18 protein-coding genes and 1 tRNA gene are annotated in these 20100 nt (G+C 42.7%); 13 read left to right on the forward strand and 6 right to left on the reverse strand.

Translation table 11 applies throughout. From position 1 onward, the window contains the following. Positions 1 to 37: 37 nt before the first annotated feature. The gene (locus tag NYP69_RS04740; protein ID WP_473412991.1) at positions 38 to 1792 is read right to left on the reverse strand and encodes a serine/threonine-protein kinase; all 1755 of its coding nucleotides are present in this window, start codon (positions 1790 to 1792) and stop codon (positions 38 to 40) included. Positions 1793 to 2140: 348 nt separating this feature from the next. On the opposite strand from NYP69_RS04740, the gene NYP69_RS04745 reads away from it, so the two are divergent. From NYP69_RS04745 to NYP69_RS04755, 3 genes are all read left to right on the forward strand, one after another. Further along, positions 2141 to 3268 (forward strand): ABC transporter ATP-binding protein, encoded by a 1128-nt coding sequence (locus NYP69_RS04745; RefSeq protein WP_004131128.1) that lies wholly within the window; start codon positions 2141 to 2143, stop codon positions 3266 to 3268. A gap of 189 nt (positions 3269 to 3457) precedes the next feature. After that, positions 3458 to 4894: a DUF4032 domain-containing protein gene (locus NYP69_RS04750; RefSeq protein WP_421778681.1), complete on the forward strand. Its 1437-nt coding sequence runs from the start codon at positions 3458 to 3460 to the stop codon at positions 4892 to 4894. Between the two features lie 255 nt (positions 4895 to 5149). Next, a complete protein-coding gene (locus NYP69_RS04755; protein ID WP_004131125.1) occupies positions 5150 to 5596 on the forward strand; it encodes an RbsD/FucU family protein in 447 nt (148 codons plus the stop codon). A 164-nt stretch (positions 5597 to 5760) separates the two neighbouring features. Here NYP69_RS04755 and NYP69_RS04760 read toward each other — a convergent pair. Both NYP69_RS04760 and NYP69_RS04765 read right to left on the reverse strand, forming a co-directional pair. Next, positions 5761 to 5833, reverse strand: a tRNA-Lys gene (locus tag NYP69_RS04760). 59 nt (positions 5834 to 5892) lie between these two features. Continuing rightward, positions 5893 to 6156, reverse strand: a complete 264-nt coding sequence (locus tag NYP69_RS04765; protein ID WP_004131123.1) for a mycoredoxin — start codon at positions 6154 to 6156, stop codon at positions 5893 to 5895. Between the two features lie 217 nt (positions 6157 to 6373). Between NYP69_RS04765 and ftsY the strand changes: the two genes are divergently transcribed. The 10 genes from ftsY to NYP69_RS04815 all read left to right on the forward strand — a co-directional run bounded on the left by ftsY (position 6374) and on the right by NYP69_RS04815 (position 16900). Further along, positions 6374 to 7495: a signal recognition particle-docking protein FtsY gene (gene ftsY / locus NYP69_RS04770; RefSeq protein WP_473412992.1), complete on the forward strand. Its 1122-nt coding sequence runs from the start codon at positions 6374 to 6376 to the stop codon at positions 7493 to 7495. 121 nt (positions 7496 to 7616) lie between these two features. Beyond that, positions 7617 to 9134: an ammonium transporter gene (locus tag NYP69_RS04775; RefSeq protein WP_473412993.1), complete on the forward strand. Its 1518-nt coding sequence runs from the start codon at positions 7617 to 7619 to the stop codon at positions 9132 to 9134. Positions 9135 to 9375: 241 nt separating this feature from the next. Further along, a complete protein-coding gene (locus NYP69_RS04780) occupies positions 9376 to 10731 on the forward strand; it encodes an MATE family efflux transporter (protein ID WP_473412994.1) in 1356 nt (451 codons plus the stop codon). A 158-nt stretch (positions 10732 to 10889) separates the two neighbouring features. Continuing rightward, on the forward strand, positions 10890 to 12353 hold the full coding sequence (dnaB, locus tag NYP69_RS04785) for a replicative DNA helicase (RefSeq protein ID WP_004132344.1): 1464 nt from the start codon (positions 10890 to 10892) through the stop codon (positions 12351 to 12353). Continuing rightward, positions 12337 to 13725, forward strand: coding sequence for a Mur ligase family protein (locus NYP69_RS04790; protein ID WP_004132342.1), 1389 nt, complete (start codon positions 12337 to 12339; stop codon positions 13723 to 13725). The genes dnaB and NYP69_RS04790 overlap by 17 nt, the downstream gene beginning before the upstream one ends. A 14-nt stretch (positions 13726 to 13739) precedes the next feature. Then, positions 13740 to 14546 carry a type 1 glutamine amidotransferase gene (locus NYP69_RS04795; protein ID WP_004132340.1) on the forward strand — a complete coding sequence of 269 codons (807 nt, stop codon included), beginning with the start codon at positions 13740 to 13742 and terminating at the stop codon, positions 14544 to 14546. 80 nt (positions 14547 to 14626) lie between these two features. Further along, entirely contained in the window at positions 14627 to 14824 is a 198-nt protein-coding gene (locus NYP69_RS04800; RefSeq protein WP_018634701.1) for a type II toxin-antitoxin system HicA family toxin, read from the forward strand. Further along, the gene (locus tag NYP69_RS04805; RefSeq protein ID WP_004116411.1) at positions 14824 to 15243 is read left to right on the forward strand and encodes a type II toxin-antitoxin system HicB family antitoxin; all 420 of its coding nucleotides are present in this window, start codon (positions 14824 to 14826) and stop codon (positions 15241 to 15243) included. Before NYP69_RS04800 ends, NYP69_RS04805 begins: the two co-directional genes overlap by 1 nt. A 216-nt stretch (positions 15244 to 15459) precedes the next feature. Then, positions 15460 to 16482 carry an amidase domain-containing protein gene (locus tag NYP69_RS04810; protein WP_004131108.1) on the forward strand — a complete coding sequence of 341 codons (1023 nt, stop codon included), beginning with the start codon at positions 15460 to 15462 and terminating at the stop codon, positions 16480 to 16482. Next, positions 16469 to 16900, forward strand: coding sequence for a hypothetical protein (locus NYP69_RS04815; protein ID WP_004132338.1), 432 nt, complete (start codon positions 16469 to 16471; stop codon positions 16898 to 16900). The genes NYP69_RS04810 and NYP69_RS04815 overlap by 14 nt, the downstream gene beginning before the upstream one ends. Before the next feature lie 132 nt (positions 16901 to 17032). Here NYP69_RS04815 and upp read toward each other — a convergent pair whose 3' ends face one another. The 3 genes from upp to NYP69_RS04830 form a co-directional block, all read right to left on the reverse strand. Continuing rightward, on the reverse strand, positions 17033 to 17671 hold the full coding sequence (upp, locus tag NYP69_RS04820; RefSeq protein ID WP_004120306.1) for a uracil phosphoribosyltransferase: 639 nt from the start codon (positions 17669 to 17671) through the stop codon (positions 17033 to 17035). Between the two features lie 263 nt (positions 17672 to 17934). Next, positions 17935 to 18594: a hypothetical protein gene (locus tag NYP69_RS04825; protein ID WP_016832426.1), complete on the reverse strand. Its 660-nt coding sequence runs from the start codon at positions 18592 to 18594 to the stop codon at positions 17935 to 17937. A gap of 46 nt (positions 18595 to 18640) precedes the next feature. Beyond that, complete coding sequence (locus NYP69_RS04830; RefSeq protein WP_473412995.1) at positions 18641 to 19876, reverse strand: NUDIX hydrolase; 1236 nt, start codon at positions 19874 to 19876, stop codon at positions 18641 to 18643. Positions 19877 to 20100 lie beyond the last annotated feature (224 nt).

Below are 20100 nucleotides of genomic sequence, written 5' to 3' on the forward strand. Positions count from 1 at the left end.
ATCTAAAAGAATAGTTTAGATTACGGTATCAACGGGCTTAATCGCCATCGGTTGCTTGCGATTTTCCCGCGCCGCAAATGGCCCCTGCTCCAACGGCGAATATTTTAGTTTTACCTAATATAAAAGAAATAATCCATCCTGCAATAAATCCAATAATGTATCCAATTGAAGTTGGCGAACAAATATCTGGAGTGTATGTTGGTAAAATCACGCTAATTGACCAAACTTGAACTTTGATTAATTGGCTAGATGCGTGGATTAAAATTGGGTACACGTATGCTCCAATAACTCCTGCTATTGCAAGAGTTATGACTTTTTTAATCGAGTATGCTATTGCTTTAATAAAATGCCACGGTATGCTAGCGATTCTTATGAATACGTCTTTTCCGCCAACGGATTCGTTAGCGCATTTTCTGCGTACGCTTGAGCAAACATTGTATCCGATTGTTGCTGTAATTAGCATAAAAATAAGATTTGCTGCAAGCGCATCTATTGGAGAAATCGCAGCTAGTAAGCTTGCAAGAGTAAGGAATATAGCCGACGCCACTCGCCCACGAAATAAGTATTTATTTACGTTTGGATGCGGATTTTCGTCTGGATTAGGCAGCACAGCAATTTCGGGCGCTTGTTCTGGATCGTTTGCGACTTGTTCCGTCTCTGCAACTTGTTCTGGGTTGTGCGCGTAGACTTTGGTAATAGATGTGCTAGTGGCGTCTAGCAAAGATGTTGGCGCGGAATCTATTAAATCCGATTCTGTAGAGTGTAACAAAGTTGTATTGTCAACATTCTTAGAAACCCACATTTTTCTAGGGTTTTCTGGAAGTTTTTTTGTTTGAAAAGTCGTGTTAAAATCGTGAGTTTTGGCATTATTAGGTACAGTTTCTCCACTAAAGCTGTTCTCAAAAGGGTAGCTTGAATCCTGCCAGTCTGTAGGGTTCATGGCATCTTGGAAAATTGCGTTTTCAAGCTGTTCTGGAGTGCATCGCTCGCTTCTTTTAGGATTCAATGCGCTTTTGAACGCTTGCATTGTTCTTATTGGAAGGCCATTAAGATTTGCGTTCCCAGATGCTGCTCTTTCTAAAACTGCCATTATTGGCTTGGTTCCAAAAACAGGCTTTCCTGTTGCTGCAAAAGCTAAAACGGCAGCTACGCTCCACCAATCTGTAAGTTCGCTCGATTCTCCACCTTCAATGATTTCTGGAGCAATAAATCCTGGGGTTCCCATTACAAGGCCAGTTCGCGTAACATGCGACTCGCCCTGCCCCATAGATATTCCAAAATCAACTAAAACAGGGCCAGTAGTGGAAATCATTATGTTTGTAGGCTTAATATCTCGGTGAATTATGCCCGCGCTATGAACTGCTTTTACAGCGTCGATTAGTTTGTGTGCAAGTCGTTCTAAATCACCACCAACGTATGGGCCGTTAATTGCAACGTCTTCTTTAAGATTGTGGCCGTCAATAAGTTCTGTGACTATAAAAGCGATTGAAGCATCAAGCTCCATGTCTACTATTGAGCACACGCCTTCGTGGTGTATTTTTTGCAAAGCTAGCGCCTCGCGCCTAAGTCTAAGTCTTGCTTGCTCTTGCGGATTGCTAACTTCTGCAGATTCCAAATCATCGTCTTGGTTTTCTAGCATTGATGCGCGCAAAATCTTCATTGCGTAAAAATGGCCACCGTCGTCTTTTACTCGCCAAACGGAGCCCATAGCGCCTCCGCCCAGTCGCTCAATCAGCGTGTATCCGCCAACATTTTGGCCAGAGCGCAAGTCAAACATGCTCACATCTTCCATAATGCATTATGTTAGTGTGCAGCTATGCCAATTTGTTTTTTAACACTAAACACGCGATTTTATAAACAAATGTTTATATATCTACTGTAAAAGTAATCGTGTTTATAAGCCTTTGTTTATGAGTGATTTTTATACTCGACACGCCGAAGTGTTAGAAAATACTGTAATTTTGCTGTTTTTACTGAATAAACATGATATATTGAATCATGGCTCAACGAAGAGAACCTTCAATGAACCATGTAAGTAAATGTGGACGATTGACGCCGCCGATGTAGGACTTGGGGTCTTTAGTGCACACCCTTCACAACGGATCGTTCGGCACGTACCTGCCGATGAAAGGAAAATATCATGGCAGAAGTTGTATTTGATCATGTAACTCGAATCTACCCAGGCAACGATAAGCCTTCGGTTGATGATTTGAACATGACTATTAAGGATGGCGAGTTCCTTGTACTCGTTGGTCCATCTGGTTGCGGTAAGTCCACAACGCTACGAATGTTGGCTGGCTTGGAAGAGGTTAACAAAGGTCGCATTCTTATTGGTGGTCAAGACGTTACTACAATGCAGCCAAAAGATCGCGATATCGCAATGGTGTTCCAGAACTACGCATTGTATCCACATATGACTGTTGCAGATAACATGGGCTTTGCTCTTAAGATTGCAGGCGTAAACAAGGAAGAAATCCGCAAGCGCGTTGAAAAAGCTGCTGAAGTTTTGGATTTGACTGAGTACTTGGATCGTAAGCCAAAGGCTTTGTCTGGTGGTCAGCGTCAGCGTGTTGCAATGGGTCGCGCAATTGTTCGTGAACCAAAAGTCTTCCTTATGGATGAGCCTCTTTCCAACCTTGATGCAAAGCTTCGCGTACAGACTCGTACGCAGATTGCAGCATTGCAGCGTCAGCTCGGCGTTACTACTCTTTACGTAACGCACGATCAGACCGAGGCTTTGACAATGGGCGACCGCATTGCCGTTATTAAGCTTGGCATTTTGCAGCAGGTTGGTGCTCCAACCGAGCTTTATGACCGCCCAGCAAACGTGTTTGTTGCAGGCTTCATTGGTTCCCCATCTATGAATATTAACCAGCATCCAGTGGTTGATGGCAAGGCTCAAATTGGCGAGGATTCCATCACTCTTCCAGCAGAAGCTGTTGATAAGCTTACCGAGGAAGATAAGGGTCAGATTATTGTTGGCTTCCGTCCAGAAGATGCAAGCTTGGCAACTTCCGACGATCCAAATGCCTTCTCCTTGAAGGTTGTAAACGTGGAAGATCTTGGCTCCGACGGTTACATCTACGGAAACATCATCACCGATGGATCTCCAGAAGAAGCATCTACAATGATGAGCGACCAGAACAAGCTCACAACGATTCGCGTGAACCCACGTGCGCTTCCAAAGGTTGGTGACGTTGTAAAGATTAAGATTGATCCATCCAAGATGCACCTGTTTGCACCTTCTACAGAGTTGCGTTTGAACTAGCGTTTTCTTGGGCACTTGATTCTTGTTTTGAGTGCCCAAGATTTCTGTATAAGGGTATGGCGGGGTTCGCTAGGCGAGCCCCGTTTTCGCATGATTTAGCTTATTTTAATCTGTAGTTGTATTTGCATTTATTCACATTTGGTGATTATTTGGTTATTAGCGTTCATCTTTACAGGTAGACTAGATTTTATGGAATGGAACGAAACTCCTTTAATGGATCCGCGTGCTGCGCAAGCAACATCGGTTTCTGCTCTTAGCGAGACCGTATCTTCTGCGGAACCGCCAGCGTTGAAGATTACTGCTGCAAGCTCTAATCCTCAAATGTTTATGCTTCCTTGGGAGCTGCCGCTTTCTCAATGGCCTACAAATCTTTTTGTTAACCTTCCTCGAGGCATATCTAGGCACGTTGTGCGTTTTGTGCACGTAGGCGACGAAGTGTACGCAATGAAGGAGATTACTCGTCAAGTCGCGGAGCGCGAATATGAGCTTTTAAGACGTTTGCGCAAGCTGGAACTTCCAACAGTTAAGCCTATAGCGGTTGTTGCTGGTAGAAAAGATAAGAATGGTGAGCCGCTTGAAGCAATGCTTGTTACTCGTCATCTTAAATTCTCACTGCCTTATCGAGCACTATTTGCTAGAACTTTGCGACCAGATACTGCGGAGCGTTTAATTGATGCGCTTGCTGTGCTTATGGTTCGCTTGCATCTTTCGGGATTCTATTGGGGAGATGTTTCGCTTTCTAACGTTCTGTTCTTGCGAGATGCCGACGCATTTACTGCGTTTTTGGTGGACGCGGAAACTGGCGATTTGCACGGAAGCCTTACCGAAGGCCAGCGCGAATACGATATTGATTTAGCTCGCACAAATATAATCGGCGAATTAATGGATTTGAGTTCTGGCCAGCTTTTGCCTGGAGAAGTTGACGAAATTAGCATTGGAAACAGGCTTGTAGACAGATACCATTCGCTTTGGAGCACGCTTACAGACGTAGATAAGTTTAGCCCAGACGAAATGTGGCGTATTGAGCGCCGCGTGAATCGTCTTAACGAGCTTGGATTTGATGTAGACGAGCTTGAGATGAAGACTTCCGAAGATGGGCGAAGAGTTTTGGTTAGACCGCGAGTTGTGGACGCTGGATACGCTTCTAGAAAGCTTTTGCGTTTGACTGGCTTAGACGTGCAAGAAAATCAAGCGCGTAGGCTTCTTAACGATTTAGACGCGTATCGCACTTCTACATGGCGTCAAGGCGAAGAGCTGGAGATTGTTGCTACAGACTGGATGCGCGAAGTGTTTGAGCCTACAGTTCGCATGATTCCGCCTGAGTTTAGATCGCAAATTCAGCCTGCGCAGTTCTTCCACGAAGTTTTGGATCATCGTTGGTTTATGGCGGAACGCGTTGGGCATGATGTTTCTATGCAAGACGCTGTAACAAGCTATATTAAGAACGTTTTGCCACAATACAAGATGGATAAGCGCGTTTTGGCTGCGATTAATGCGGATGCGGATTCTGGCGTTGTAGACGACGAGTACACATATTCTACGCCTGTGCCTGCAGCTGCTCCTGCCGCTGCAGCGAGTGATGACGATGACGAGTACGATCAAGACGCAAGTGTTTGGGCAAGCTGAGCTTTTTGTGAGCTTTTTGTGAGCTTTTTTGTTTTGCTAGCGTTTTAAGAGATTCCTTACTTTACACCTGTTTTGCATCTGCTTTACTTTTGTTTAGTGAAGTGTGGAATTATTCTCTCTGAAATGTGGAATAATTCGTATTTATTTTAGGAATTTTGTTAATTTCTTTTGTGAATGGTGATAGAATTTTCTTGTTAGTTGTCAATGATTGCCAACTAATCATAGTTATTTATCAATTAATCAAGGGAGATTATTATGTTAAAAGGTGTAGATTCTATAATTCCTCCAGCATTGCTGAAGGTTCTTTGCGAAATGGGCCATGGAGATGTTTTAGTATTGGCCGATGGAAATTTTCCAACTGAGTCTGTAGGAAAAGACGCTATAGTTGTACGCTGCGATGGTCATGGAACTTCGGAATTGCTAACTGCAATCTTAAAGTTGATGCCACTCGATCAATACACCGATAAGCCAGCTACACTTATGGAAGTTGTTCCAGGAGACCCTTGCGAAACTCCAATTTGGAAAGAATATGAAGATATTATTGCTAAATACGATAAACGTGGAGCAAGCACTTTAGGAACTCTTGAAAGATTTGCGTTCTACGATGAGGCAAAGAAGGCATATTGTGTTGTTGCCACGGGTGAGCGTGCTCAATACGCTAACATTATGCTGCGTAAGGGCGTGGTGTTTGCTGGAGAGTAGCGTAAATAGGTAAATAAGTTTATATTTATATGCTATTTATCTGTTATTTGCTTGTTATCTGTTTGTAGAGATATAGAAATCTAAGTGTTATAGCATAAAAGCACTGCGTTTAACAAGATGATTTGGAATTTAAGAACCATCTGCTACGTGCAGTGCTTATTTTGTGCCCCCTGTGGGACTCGAACCCACAACCCAAGACTTAAAAGGACTCTGCTCTGCCAATTGAGCTAAAGGGGCAACAAATGCTTAGTATACTACATTTTGTAGACTAATCCAACTTCTTTGATGTTGGCGTGTTAATTTGCAAGTTGTCCTAGTTGCATAAGCTTATCTTTGATTTGACTTGCGGATGGCTCAACCATAAAGCTGCCGTCGCTAAAAGTCACAACAGGAATATGCTTCTGACCGCTAATCTCAATAGCTTTTTGAGCAGCTCCGTCTTCGGACTCAATATTGTGCCAAGTAAAAGCAACATTAAACTGGTTAAGAGCGGACTTTGCGCGAATGCAATCGCCACACCAATCGGCTCCGTAAACATCGACTAATGGCAGATTCTCCATAAACTATTACCCCAATTCAGTTTGATTGTAAAGTGGCCATTAAAGTGGCAATTAAAGTGGTTTGCAAATGTATTATAAATTTTCACTCATAATGGTCTGTAAAATCATTGTATTAGAACACTAATATTTGTGTAATTTTTGCGAATAATCAACAATTTTAACTAAAATTTGAGCAAATTCCCTTTAATGTGTCCCTTTAATTTCATAGGCTTATTATATGAACATGGTTATGGACTTAAATTTGATTATATGGTTTACTGTTGGCGCAGTTATTTTAGCTGTTGCTTTAGTGGCGGTAGCTGTTGTTTTGCGAATTATTGGAAAATCGCATGGCCCAGTAATACCTACTAGCAAAGAAGACCCATTGTCTAGTGGCGCTGAAAATAATAGCGATTTTAGCGCGCAATTGCCAGAAAATGCAACGTCTAGAATGGCTAGGCTTAGAGGCAAGCTTGCGAATAGTCAAAATCCTTTTGGACGCGCGCTTTTTAACATTTTAAGCAAAGATAATATTAGTGAAGACGATTGGCAAGATGTAGAAGATACGCTTTTAATGGCGGATGTTGGCGCGCAAGCAAGCGAAGAGTTGGTTGAGTCGCTTAAAAAAGACGCTAGGATTTCTGCTGCTGCCAGCGCACAAGAGGTTCGTGAAACATTGCGCGCGAAACTTCTGGATGTTGTTGGCAGCAAAACCGATAGAAGTCTAAAAGCAGATTTGCAAGATGCAAATAAGCCAAGCGTAATCATGATGGTTGGCGTAAATGGCACTGGAAAAACCACTACTGCTGGCAAGCTTGCGCGACTAATGGTTTCTAAAAATCGTTCTGTAATTCTTGCTGCTGCCGATACTTTCCGCGCGGCTGCTGCCGATCAGCTTGAAACTTGGGCAAATGCTGCAGGCGTTAAAGTTGTTCGTAGTCAAAAAGATGGCGCAGATCCTGCTTCCGTGGCTTTTGATGGCGCTACAGCTGCCAAAGAAGAAAACGCAGACGTTTTGATTGTAGACACGGCTGGAAGGTTGCAAAATAAGGCAAATCTTATGGAAGAGCTTGGCAAAATCCGCCGCGTAATCGAAAAAACTGTTCCTGTAGACGAAGTGCTTTTAGTTCTTGATGCTACAACTGGCCAAAATGGAATGGCTCAAGCAAAAGTCTTTGCTCAAGCTATTGGAATTACGGGCGTTGTGCTAACAAAGTTAGACGGTTCCGCAAAGGGTGGAATTGTGATTTCTGTTCAACGCGAGCTTGGAGTTCCTGTAAAGCTTGTTGGGCTAGGGGAAGGTCCAGATGACCTTGCTCCGTTTGACCCAGAAAGTTTTGTAGACGGCATTTTGGCTTGAGTTGCTTTTGGTTTTAGTCGCATTTTAGATTAGGTAATTTTGCTTTAGTAACTTTTAGCTTGAGTTGATTAGAATATAAATTAAATTGCAACCACCGATGGTTGCGTTTGTGAGGTGAAAAATGACCGCAATAGATCCGCAATGGGCGTTACTAGCTGCCGCATTAGTGTTTATAATTACTCCAGGAATCGCACTGTTTTATGGTGGCCGTGAGCGCGCAACATCAATGGTTAACATGATGATGCTTTCTGCTGGTGCAATTGCGGTAACAACCATAGTTTGGACGCTTTGGGGCTGGTCAATGGCCTTTGCTGGCAAAGACATGATTGGCGGCGTTGTTGGCGACCCTGTAAGCGGATTGCTGCTACGTGATTCAATGGTGGCAGATCACGGCATTTTTACTTCGATGGATGCAAACACTGGCCTTGCTGGCGGAATTCCAGCGGCATTTAGACTTGCGTGCGCGGTTGTTGCTGTGGCTCTTATAACTGGCGCGCTTGCTGGTCGTGTGCGCTACGCGATTTGGCTAATATTCGTAGCTGTTTGGGTAACTCTTGTGTTTGCGCCTCTTGCGCACATGGTTTGTGGAGGCGGTCTGCTTTCGCCAAATGGCGCTATATCTCAGGCTCTTGGAATCCAGGTTCACGATTTTGCAGGCGGATCTTTGCTGCACGTAGCTGCGGCTGTTTCGGCTTTAGCAATTGTGCTTATTATTGGCGGTCATGCTCATTTTCCTCTTAAGAATTTTGTTTTGCATACCAAGTCTTTTGCGACTTTGGGTGGCGCAAATTCGGAGCACAAGGGCAATTTAGTTCGCGCACTTTTGATGGAAGTCGCAAAGTCTAATAAGACTAATGATTCTGCTGCTTCTAGCGATGATTCTAAAGCTAAGGGCGATTCTTCTTTAGAAAACTCTAGCGAGCTTGCGGTTAATGGCCATTTTTCCAATGTTTCTGCACGAGCTCCGCACAATGTTCCATTTGTTGTTCTTGGAATTTTCATCATTTGGTTTGGATGGCTTGGCTTAATGATTGGATCTTCTGTAGGTCTTCCAGGAGTTGCTGGATATGCATGGGTTAGCTCAACTATTACAGCGTCTGCGTCTATGCTTGCTTGGGGCGTTACGGAACGCTTGCGCTCGGGGTGCTTTAGTGCTGTTGGTGCAGCTAGTGGAATCATGGCTGGTTTGGCTGCTAGTGCTGCCGCTGCAGACGTTATAGCGCCTTTGTGGGCGGTTGTATTGGGTGCGATTGTTGGAGTTGTTACATGCCTTGCTACGCATTCTAAGACTTTTACTCGCTACGATGGTGCGCTACACGTTGTAAGCGTAAATGGCATTGCTGCGTTTATTGGCATTCTAGCTGTTGGATTGTTTGCGGATGCAAGCGGATTGCTTTCCACTGGCGATTGGCATCAGCTAATTGCGCAAATATGCCTTCTGGCAATCACCATTCTTTATTCTGGAGCCGTTAGCGCGTTGCTTGCGTTTGGATTAGAGAAGCTTTTTGGTTGGAGAATATCGGAAGCTAAAGAGCGTAAGGGTGTTGATTTAGCGGATCAAGGTGAGCGCGCTTATGATTTTTCTGGCATTGCTCAAGAAAAATCTGCGATCGACGCTGAAGATAAGACGCAAATGTGACACACTCGGATTGCGCAATGTGGATAAAACTTTCAGTTATCCACATTTTAGGCGTGTTGCTGTGTATATCTATAAAAGTTATCCACAAATGGGGGATAACTTTGTGGATATCCTGCGGATAACTTTTTTGAAATCATATTCAGTTTGCAATTCAAAAAGTTTTATGATAGCGATTGCATAATTCAAGATAAATGATTCAATTACCAAAAAGGCATGAAAAGGCGTTAAATAGGCCATTATTATGAGCGATCAGAGTGAAAATGTTAACAAAAAAGACCTATTGAAACATATATTTTCTCTAGCTATTCCTACATTTGGCCAGCTTATTGCAGAGCCAGCGTTTGTTTTAGTAGACACTGCAATAGTTGGGCATTTAGGCAAAATGCAACTTGCAGGGCTTTCAATAGGCTCAACCGTGCTTTTAACAACAACGGGGCTATGCCTGTTTTTGGCGTACAACACCACAAGCCAAGTTGCAAGGCTACTGGGTGCTGGCAAAAATCGCCAAGGGCTAAGCGTTGGAATGGATGGATTGTGGCTTGCGCTTGGGCTTGGAGTTGTTTTAACGCTTGCTTTAATGCTGTTTGCGCGTCCGCTTTGTCAAAGCTTTGGTGCAAGTGGCGAAACGCTTAAAAACGCGATTATTTACACTCAAACTGTTATGCCTGGATTGTCCGCAATGTTGCTAATTTACGCTGCAAATGGCATTTTTAGAGGACTTAGCAAAGTAAAAATCACGCTTTTTGCTGCAATAAGTGGAGCTGTACTAAACGCTATTTTAGATATTCTATTTGTGTTTGGAATGAACCTTGGCATTGCCGGGTCTGGAATAGCAACGATGATAGCGCAATGGTATATGGGCATTGTTTTAACGCTACCAGCGATTTTTTGGGCAGCTCGAGAAAAAGCACGTTTGCGTCCACAAGCGCGTAACATACTTAAAAGCGCTGGAAGTGGCGTTCCGCTGTTTATACGCACATTGGCATTACGCGCGTGCATGGTGGCAACTGTTGCAGCTGCTGCGCGACTTGGAACGAACACTTTAGCTGCATATCAAGTTGCAAATTCTTGCTGGAATTTTGTTATGAACATATTAGACGCTATAGGAATTGCAGCTCAAACGATAGTCGCCTCCGCGCTTGGAGCTGGATTATTAAAACGCGCTAATGTAATCACAAAAGTTTGCGCGCAAGTAGGAGCATTAAGTAGCGTAATCGTTGGAATTCTAATGATATTTGCAGGATGGTTATGCTCTCCGCTGTTTAGTCCAAATGCAGAAGTGCAACTTTTGGTTTCAATCGGAATGACGATTCTTGGAATTTTCTTGCCTCTATCTGGATTTATGTGGGCTTTAGACGGAGTGTTAATCGGGGCTGGAGATCACAAGTATTTAGCCAAATCGTGCTCAATTACAGCAGTTGTGCATCTTATTGTAATTAGCGCGGTTTGTGTGGCAAATGTGGCTCTTTTTGCGGGAGATATTACTAAAACAATATCGCTGTGGGTTGCTCTTAACGCTGTGTATATTGGCGGACGCGCGCTTGGAAATTCGCTTAGAGTTAAAACGGATGATTGGATGAAGTGCGCAAATCTGTGATTTGTTAGGTTGATTTTTAAGTTGATTTGTGACTTGTGATTTGTGACTTGTTACTTTTAAGTTGATTTGTAAAATCGCAAAGCATTTAACTTACGATTTGTGTTAGTTTATATAAACTTTTGTTTGCGTGCTCCGTGCAGACGTTTATACTCGATTTTATGGCAGATAATGATATGTGGCAGTCAAATCGAAAAGACTCAAACCGATTAAACAGCGCTAACGCTAATGTTAGCTTGTTTGACAAGGTTCCACCTCACGACGAAGACGCAGAAATGGCCGTTTTGGGCGGAATGCTAATGAGCAAAGATGCTATTGGCGAAGTTTCGCAAATCCTAGAAACGGCAGACTTTTATATTCCAAAGCATCAAACAATTTACGACGCGATTATAAGCCTGTTTTCTGGGTCGCAACCAGTAGACGTTGTTTTAGTTGCAAACGAGCTTCTAAAAGACGAAAACTTAGAGAAAATTGGCGGAGCAGATTACTTGCATAGCCTTGTAGCATGCGTTCCTACAGCTGCGAACGCGCTATATTACGCGGATATTGTGCACAAAAATGCGATTTTGCGAAACGTGATTGCTGCTGGAACAAAGATTGCGCAAATGGGGTATTCGGCTACGGGAGATCAAGCAGAAGATGTTGTGAACCTTGCGCAATCCGAAGTTTATGAGATGAGCTCTGGCAAAGTTCATCAAGATTATTCCGCTATTGGTCCAGTTGTGCAAGACGCTCTCGAACAGTTAGACAAGTTGCAAAGCAACGAGATTGAAAAAGGTGTTCCAACAGGATTTAGAGATATTGACGACATGACGCAAGGCTTGCAACCAGGGCAAATGGTAGTCGTAGCTGGTAGGCCTGCAATGGGAAAGTCAACTCTTGGAATCGACTTCGCTCGTTCTGCAGCGTTGCATCACAATATGACAACAATCGTGTTCTCGCTAGAAATGAACAAATTGGAGCTTGCTCAAAGAATAATCGCAGCCGAAACGGATATTCCAATGACGGCAATGCATCGCGGAACTGCAGAAGACATTACAACAGATAGGTGGACTAAGCTAAACGCGTTTTGGTCAAAAATGAAAGACGCTCCGCTTTTTATAGACGATAGTCCAAATATGAGTCTTATGGAAATTCGCGCAAAATGCAGGCGACTAAAGCAAACGAACGACTTAAAGCTAGTTGTAATCGACTATTTGCAGCTTATGACTTCTGGAAAGAAAGTTGAATCTAGGCAGCAAGAGGTCTCCGAGTTTTCGCGTGCGTTAAAGCTGCTTGCAAAAGAGCTAGAAGTGCCAGTTGTTGCATTAAGCCAGCTAAACCGAGGGCCAGAAATGCGAAACGATAAAAAGCCTCAGCTTTCGGATTTGCGCGAATCGGGATCTATTGAGCAAGACGCAGACGTTGTGTTTCTTGTGCATAGGCCTGATTTTTACAACAAAGAAGATCGCCCTGGCGAAGCAGACATTATTATGGCAAAGCATCGCAATGGTCCTACAGAAACGTTTAATCTAGCTTTTCTTGGAGCAACGTCTAAGTTTAAAGATATGCCGCAAGGATACCAGCCGCAATCATATGCGCAAGGGAACGATGCTGTTGGAGGCTATGATGGCCATGCTGCTTGATGCTTTTATGCCTGCTGTAGGAAAGCTGGTTCGCGCGGTTTCTAGAGCGTTGCGCCACGGTGGAAGCGCCTTACCAGGCAAAGTTGTAGAAACACTAGACCGTGGGTTTTTAGCTAGAACGCTAGGGAGTTTGCCTTACGGAGTTGTGCTAATTTCGGGAACTAATGGCAAAACTACTACGACTCGCATGGTTGCGTCTATGCTCAGAGATGCTGGATTGCGCGTGTTTACAAATCCTACGGGATCGAATTTTACGCGCGGAGTCGTGGCGTCGCTTGTGCAAGAAATGCCTGTTTTTGGCACAAAGTTAGATGCGGATATAGCTGTTTTAGAGCTTGATGAAGCTTATGCTGTGCATTTTGTAAATCAAATAAAGCCGCGCTATTCGCTTCTTCTAAACGTTATGCGAGATCAGTTAGATAGATTTGGCGAGATTGACACTACAGCTAAATTGCTGAGTAATGTTGCGCACGCGACTAAGCGAGTAGTTGTGTTAAATCGCGAAGATCCGCGAATTTCCGCGCTTTCTAAAGACGTTTTGTCGCCTTGCAAAGTAAAGTATTTTGGTTTGGATGATTCGTTAAGAAGCATGTTCCCAACCGACGACGATTTGCATAGTGATTTGTATGGCGATTTGGCTGGCGATTTGGATGGCGATTCGCGTAGTGATTCGCATGATGATTCGCGCAATCTTCCGCATGCAGATGTTGTTTTGGCAAAAGTTGATGGCAATAAAGCTGATTTTTTGATTGATGGTCATAGAAAAACTACGAGCGTTAAGTTGCGAGGCGTGTATAACGTTTTTAATGCTGCTGCTGCGTCTACGATTGTGCGCGCTATTTTGGCGGATGCTGCTAAAAAAGATGCAACGCTCGCAAAATTCAACGACGATGCGCTTATGGATGCGATTTCTCGCGTAACGCCAGCATTTGGGCGAGGTGAAGTAATCGAAGTTAACGGCGCTCCTGTGGAGCTTGTTCTAGTGAAAAATCCTATTGGATTTAGACTTGCGCTCGCTTCTTGTAAGCCTGCAAATCATGACACAATGATTGCAATTTGCGACGAATACGCGGACGGTCGAGACATGAGCTGGCTGTGGGACGTTGATTTTACGAGCCTTAGCAGCACTGGAGTCGCTTGCGTTTCTGGCACACGCGCGTGGGATATGGCTTTGCGTTTGCAATACGACAAAGTTGCTTCTAGAAACGTGAACACTGATTTAGAAGAAGACGTTAAAGCCTTTGTAAATGGCGATTTTAGTAGCGATGATAAAAATGCAAAACGCATATATTGCACATACACTGCAATGCTTCGCGTGCGAGCTACATTGGGGCAAATCGCAAGCGTTAAAGACGTTGGAGTTGGAAAGTAAAGAAAGTAGTCGTAATGAATAATATGAGTGATATTAATGATATTAGTCAAGCGAACGCTACTAATAAAGCCGAAAATCGCGTATTAGACATTGTGTCGCTGTACCCGAAAGACATGAATATTTACGGCGACTATGGCAATGTGCTTACGATTATGCGTAGAGCGGAATTGTACGGTTACAAGCCTGTGCTTAACGAGTACAATGTTGGTGATGCTTGGCCAAAGCGAGTAGATATGATTCTTGGCGGAGGTGGCCAAGATCATGGTCAAAGTAGAGTTACAGATGATTTATTTGCACGCGCAGACGCGATTCGTGATCTTGCAAAAAATGGCGTTCCAATGCTTATGATTTGCGGGCTTTACCAGCTTTTTGGAGAATACTTTGAGACTATTGAAGGCCAGAAGCTTAAAGGCATAGGCATACTCGGCGAGCATACGGTTGGTCAAGACGTGCGCATGATTGGGAATCTTGTTGAGCATAGCGCCGATTTTGGAGATATTGTGGGATACGAGAATCATTCCGGGCGCACAAGTTTGCAGAGTGGTACGCAGCCACTAGGCTCGGTTGACGGCGAAAATTGCGGAAATAACGGTGAAGATCACACGGAAGGCGCTCGCAAGTACAACGTTATTGGCACTTATATGCACGGTTCGGTTTTGCCAAAAAATCCGCGTTTGTCTGACTTTTTAATTCGCACAGCTGCGCAAAATCGTTATGGAGAATTTGCGCCAAAGCAAAGTGACGCTCAGCGCGCAGAGCTTGCTAAATTAGACGAATTAGCAGATCGCGCTCGCCAAGTGGCCGTAACTCGTCCGCGGTAAATTAACATAGGCATATGCGCGATTTAGTAAAAATTTGATTGATTATTTTATTTTATGCGCATAGTGTGTATAATCTTTTTATGAGATACAAAGAGATTGAAAAACGTCTTAAGAAGGACGGCTGGATACTTTTTGCACAGCGTGGAAGTCATTGTCAATTCGTACATAAAACTAAAACAGGTAAAGTCACAGTGCCTAAACATCCAGGTGATATTAACCCATCTGTTGTTAAGTCAATTTGGCGTCAGGCGGGAATTAGTGAAGCAAAGGTGAAATGATGAAATTAGCGTATCCTGTTATTCTTACTCCATACGAAGATAATAGTGGGGGTTTTGTTGCAGAAGTCCCTGATTTGCCAGGGTGTGTAACTGGCGGTAGTAATCTTGCAGAGGCTCTGATTATGGCAGAAGATGCAGCAAGTGGATGGGTTCTTACAGAACTCGAAAGTGGTAAGACTGCGCCAAAAGCTAGTGATATTAGTGATATTGTTGTAGAAAATCCTAATTCAAAGTTGTCTATGGTTGCGCTTGATATGGATTCCTATGCTGCAAAATACGGTTCTCAGGCAGTTCGTAAAAATGTTACTGTTCCAGCTTGGCTTGACACTTGGGCACAAAAAGCTGGCATCAGCTACAGTGGGGCTTTGCGCGATGCTTTAGAGGCTTTATATGCTAAAGGAGCTGTGAATAAAGCTTAGTTGTATTATTAGCTATATTATCTGATTTGTTATGCAATATTGCACAATCAATTAATACAAAAGCCTGCTGAAGCTTGCAAAGTGTTGCAAATCAGTAGGCTATTTAAATGTAGAACTGATGAGTATATGATTACATAGCCGCTGTGTATATTTGACAACTGGTATTTATTGTGATAAAATAATGAGAAGGGATTTTATATAATAATGGAGTTATATATGAAAAACAAAGTTGTCTTGCATTATACATTTATAGCTGCGCTATTTTCTATTATTTTAATATTGTCATTTGCTAATGTTGCTCAAGCTGAATCATCTGACTATAAATCAGAGACTTATGTAGATTTTCCCAAAAAGCAGCATAAGACAAAATTTCAGAGTATGTATTTTTCTTTACTAGATACTTATGAAAATCCAGAGTTAGTAAAAAAGTTCTATATTTCAAAATATTTTACAGAATTACAAAGAATACAGAGCGAAGCTATGCTTCCTTCTCTTAGTGAAGAAACAGCTACTATTTACAAAAATTCTCTTTTTAATTCCTCGCATAAAGATAACAATAATGTAACAAAAATATTGCAATTTCTAGATATATATGAGAATAAATATGAAAATAATCAGATTCTATCAGAATTGCATAAATTAGAGTTAAAAGTATTAAAAAATGAACTAACACAAAAGGAAGCTATTAATATTGCAAAATTGTGGCTTCCATCAAAGCAGGAGGTTACACCTCGCAAACCTTTACTTACTGAGAGAAATTCAGGCATAAATCTTGAAGCGGCCAGAGCATATGCGCGAGAATGGGCGTGGAAAATAAATCCAAAATATGGTGAAGAAAAAAGTAAGTTAATATTTCCGGCAGATTGCACAAATTTCGCTTCGCAAATTCTATATGCTGGTGGTATTGGTATGGATAAGCATAATGATGTATTTAAAGGGTGGTGGTGGAAAGCTAGAGGAGATCGTTCGGTTTCTTGGATTAATGCCAATGTTTTTAAAAATTATATGGGGTATGGATTTAGTACAAGTTATTGGGGAATGTTAGTAGATAATGTTAGGGATGGAGATTTTATTGGTGTTGATGAAAGTAATGATGGTACTGTCGATCACATAGGGTTTGTATTCCTAAAAAGCAACGGTAGATTGCGTATAGCTCAACACACTGAAAATTATTTAGATTGGGATAAGAATTGGTATTCATTCAATGGTGAAGGAGCTTATTATCGTGTTCGTCGTTAAATATTGGAAAGAATGGTTTTTACCATTATCTTTTGTATTCTTAGCAGTTTTATTGCTTATTAAAATGCCAGGAAAGTATCCAGCAGATTTTGATTTAAGTCTTTTGGGTGTTGTGTTAGTTTCAATTATTTCACCAATAATTCAAATGATTGTTGGGTTGTGTAATAGAGGATTAATTCGTAAGAAAATATTAATTATTATTGATAGCATATTAATACTTGCTGGCTTTATTGAAATATTCTTTGGCCAATTTATTATTGTACATGTTTTGAATCGTGGAATGGTCAAGTACACAATGGATCGTGGACCGCAAGTTAATGTTGCTACTGTTGCAGCTGCATCTATCGTAGTTGTCTCAATGGTATTATGGAGTATTCACGAACTGGAATTTAATAGTAATAAAATTAAACGAATATGAGACCGACAAATAATTAAAGATGTAAATACAAAAGCCTGCTGAAGCTTGCAAAGTGTTGCAAATCAGCAGGCTATTTTGTAGTTTTATTTCTAGCTTTTGATTCTAGTTTTCGTTTGATTTAGCTGGTGATTATTAGTCAATCAAGCCGTACAAACGATCGCCAGCGTCGCCAAGACCTGGAACAATATAAGCTTTGTCGTTCAAATGCTCATCTACAGCGCAAACAACAACCTTAAAGTCAATAGAAGGATCAATCTCCTTCTCAATGCGCTCCAAGCCTTCTGGCGCTGCCAAAATGTTAATAGCAGTAACATCTTTAGCGCCGCGCTCTGCCAAATAATGCGTAGCAGCAATAAGAGTGCCACCAGTAGCAAGCATTGGGTCAAGAAGGAAGCATTGACGACCAGTCAAATCTTCTGGTAAACGGTTAGCATAAGTGACGATGTCGAGAGTTTGCTCGTCTCGCTTCATGCCAAGGAATCCAACCTCAGCGGTTGGAAGAAGGCGAGTCATGCCGTCGAGCATACCAAGACCAGCGCGCAAAACAGGCACAACCATTGGGCGTGGTCGGTTCAAATGCTTGCCAGTCATCTTGCAAATAGGAGTTTCAATCTCGCGATCGCTAACTTCCAAGTTGCGTGTTGCTTCGTATGCTTCGAGAGTTACCAATTCGGAAACTAACTCGCGGAAAATATTAGATGGTGTATTCTTATCTCGCAAAACGGTGAGCTTGTGGTCCACCAGCGGATGATGTAAAACATGAAGATCCATACCTTCTAGATTAGTGCAAGCATTGCACGTTAAGCTAGCGGCGTGCCGTGATTATTTAGAAAAAATATAAACAATTGTTAATGAAGGTTGAATTTTGTGAATTGTTGGAGAATTTAAAACATCTTAAAAACGCTGACTTGTGAAAGCGCCTGTCGGCGCAAACGCCGCTCGCAGCGGCAAAAAATGGAGCCCGGGGCTTAAGCACAAGCCAGCGTCACTTCCTGAGTATACATGCTTTTAGATTTCAGCGCGCCGCGAATAATCTAATCAAGCTTGCCTGCTTGCCATAATTTTGCGCCGCTAGCAAAGTCTAAAGAAAGCGCGTGCATGTTTGCGCAAGTGTGTAAAACGTTGGCAATTTTTTGCGCGCTGCTGCTTTCAGAATTTTGCGTCTGGCCTAGTCTTTTTGCGTACGTGCGCATTCCGCGCGAAATAATCGCGCTAAACGCAGAAGCGCGATATAGCGCAACAGCAAAATCGCCAGTAAACGCGCCAGAAAGAATCGAGTCTGCAAGTCGCGCAATATCTTCTTTTGTAGGAGACTCGTCAACTCCAGTAATCGCCGAAGCGCTAGTGGCCTCTGGCTCGCCAATGCGCCAATATGCAGCATAAGAGTCGCCATTCTTGCGTAGTGATGTTCTAAGCAAATACAGTCTCCAAAGCATTCCAGGAAGCGATTGTGCCTCTGCTTTACTCCACAAATCCGCAATAATCTCAATGCCTTCGTTTTCTACCAAGTTAAGCACGCGCGCAACAATCTCGGGAGTTTGCGTTTTATGAACGCGGTTCAGCAAGACGGCTGCGGAAGTGTGGCTAATCTCGCTTACGATTTGTGGGTCTGTGCCGCCTTCGATTTGCGCGAGCATAGCTGGATCCATTTGCGCTGGCCTACTAGGGCGATTTGCGCCGATTGGACTTGGCATAAACGCAGATCTACTCGAGTGAATTGAGCCAGATTTTGAATTTAGATTAGTAGACAATTGGCAAAACCTTTTCTATGTTTACGATTTTAGGGCCTTTTTCGGTGCTTATAATATGCAAAACTACAGCACTTCCTGTAGGCATGTATGGGGATTTTTGACTAAGTATGCGTTTATTTGCTTTTGGCTTAGAAATATCCCTTAAATGCGCAAAAAACGTTCCAATAATTGGGCGATGCAAGCACATAACTGTTGTTGTTTCTGATTTTGTTTCTGATTTTGTTTCTGATTTTTCTGTTGCTGTGTTGCCATCGCTAGCTGCATTTATAAGATTTTTTATTTCACTTACTAGCACGTTTAGAGTTGATTTTGGATTTTTCTCGTGAAAATCTTCTGTAAGCTCCGCCACTTTTTCTATATTGATTGAAGAGTTTTTTGCAAAAGCGTCTACAGTTTCCAAGCATCGCTTCCAAGGAGACGAAACAATTTTGTTTGGAGCATAGCAAGCAAGCTCGCGACCAAGCGCGTAGGAGGCAGCGGAACCAAGAGGAGTGATTGGGCGAGTTGCTTCGCTTCCTTGCCAAGCTTTTCGCGATTCCGCTTTTCCGTGACGCACAAGAATCAGCGTTTTATAATTTGCTTGCCCAGACTTGATTCGCTCAAGGAATGCGTCTAAAACAAGTTGATCACTATCGTGCGTAAGCTTTTTGCGCGCGTCTTCGGGCGTAAGCCAAATAACATTGCCAATTTCTGTAGGTTTTGCTGGTTTTATTGGGCCAAATGCTGGAAGTCGCTTTATTGCATCGCCTTCGCTGATTTCGCGCATCATCCAATAGTGAATTCGCTTGATTACTTCTGGCTGATCGTTATTTTGCGAGCCGTTTTTTGTGCTGCTTTTTATGCCGTTTTTTGCAGACGATTTTTTGCCTTCGTTTTCGAGTGGATACTCGATTTGCGCAATATGTGGTCCAAGTGTAACTGCGTAGCCAGTCTCTTCGCCAACTTCGCGCACAGCAGTGTGACGATGCGATTCATTGGCTTCGTTCTTGCCTTTTGGCCAGCTCCAATCGTTGTATTTTGGGCGGTAAACAAGGCAAAGTTCTATGTTGCTTTCGTTTAACACTTGATTACAAGCGTTGGATTCGCTGCCAACATTACCGAAATCTTTATTTGGATTTGTGATGTTCGGATTGCTTGACTTGCTTTCTTTGCTAGCAGTTTTGCGCAAGCGGTAGATAATACCGCCAGCTGCTTCAACATATCTCTTCGCTACTGTTGCACTCATATTCACTATTTTAGCGTTTTTCTTTTGTAACTTTTAGTTGTGCTTTAATGTTTTATATTTTGTACGCAGGCATGACTGGCATAAACGTGCGTAGCAAAAGTGTTGTTATTGTTTGCTAATCTTCCAAATATCCTAAAACTGGCAAATTATTGCGTAAAAAATATCCTAAAACTGGCAAATAATTACTCAAAAAACATCCCAAAACTGGCAAATAATGCTATAAT

The organism is Gardnerella sp. c17Ua_118 (assembly GCF_055804255.1).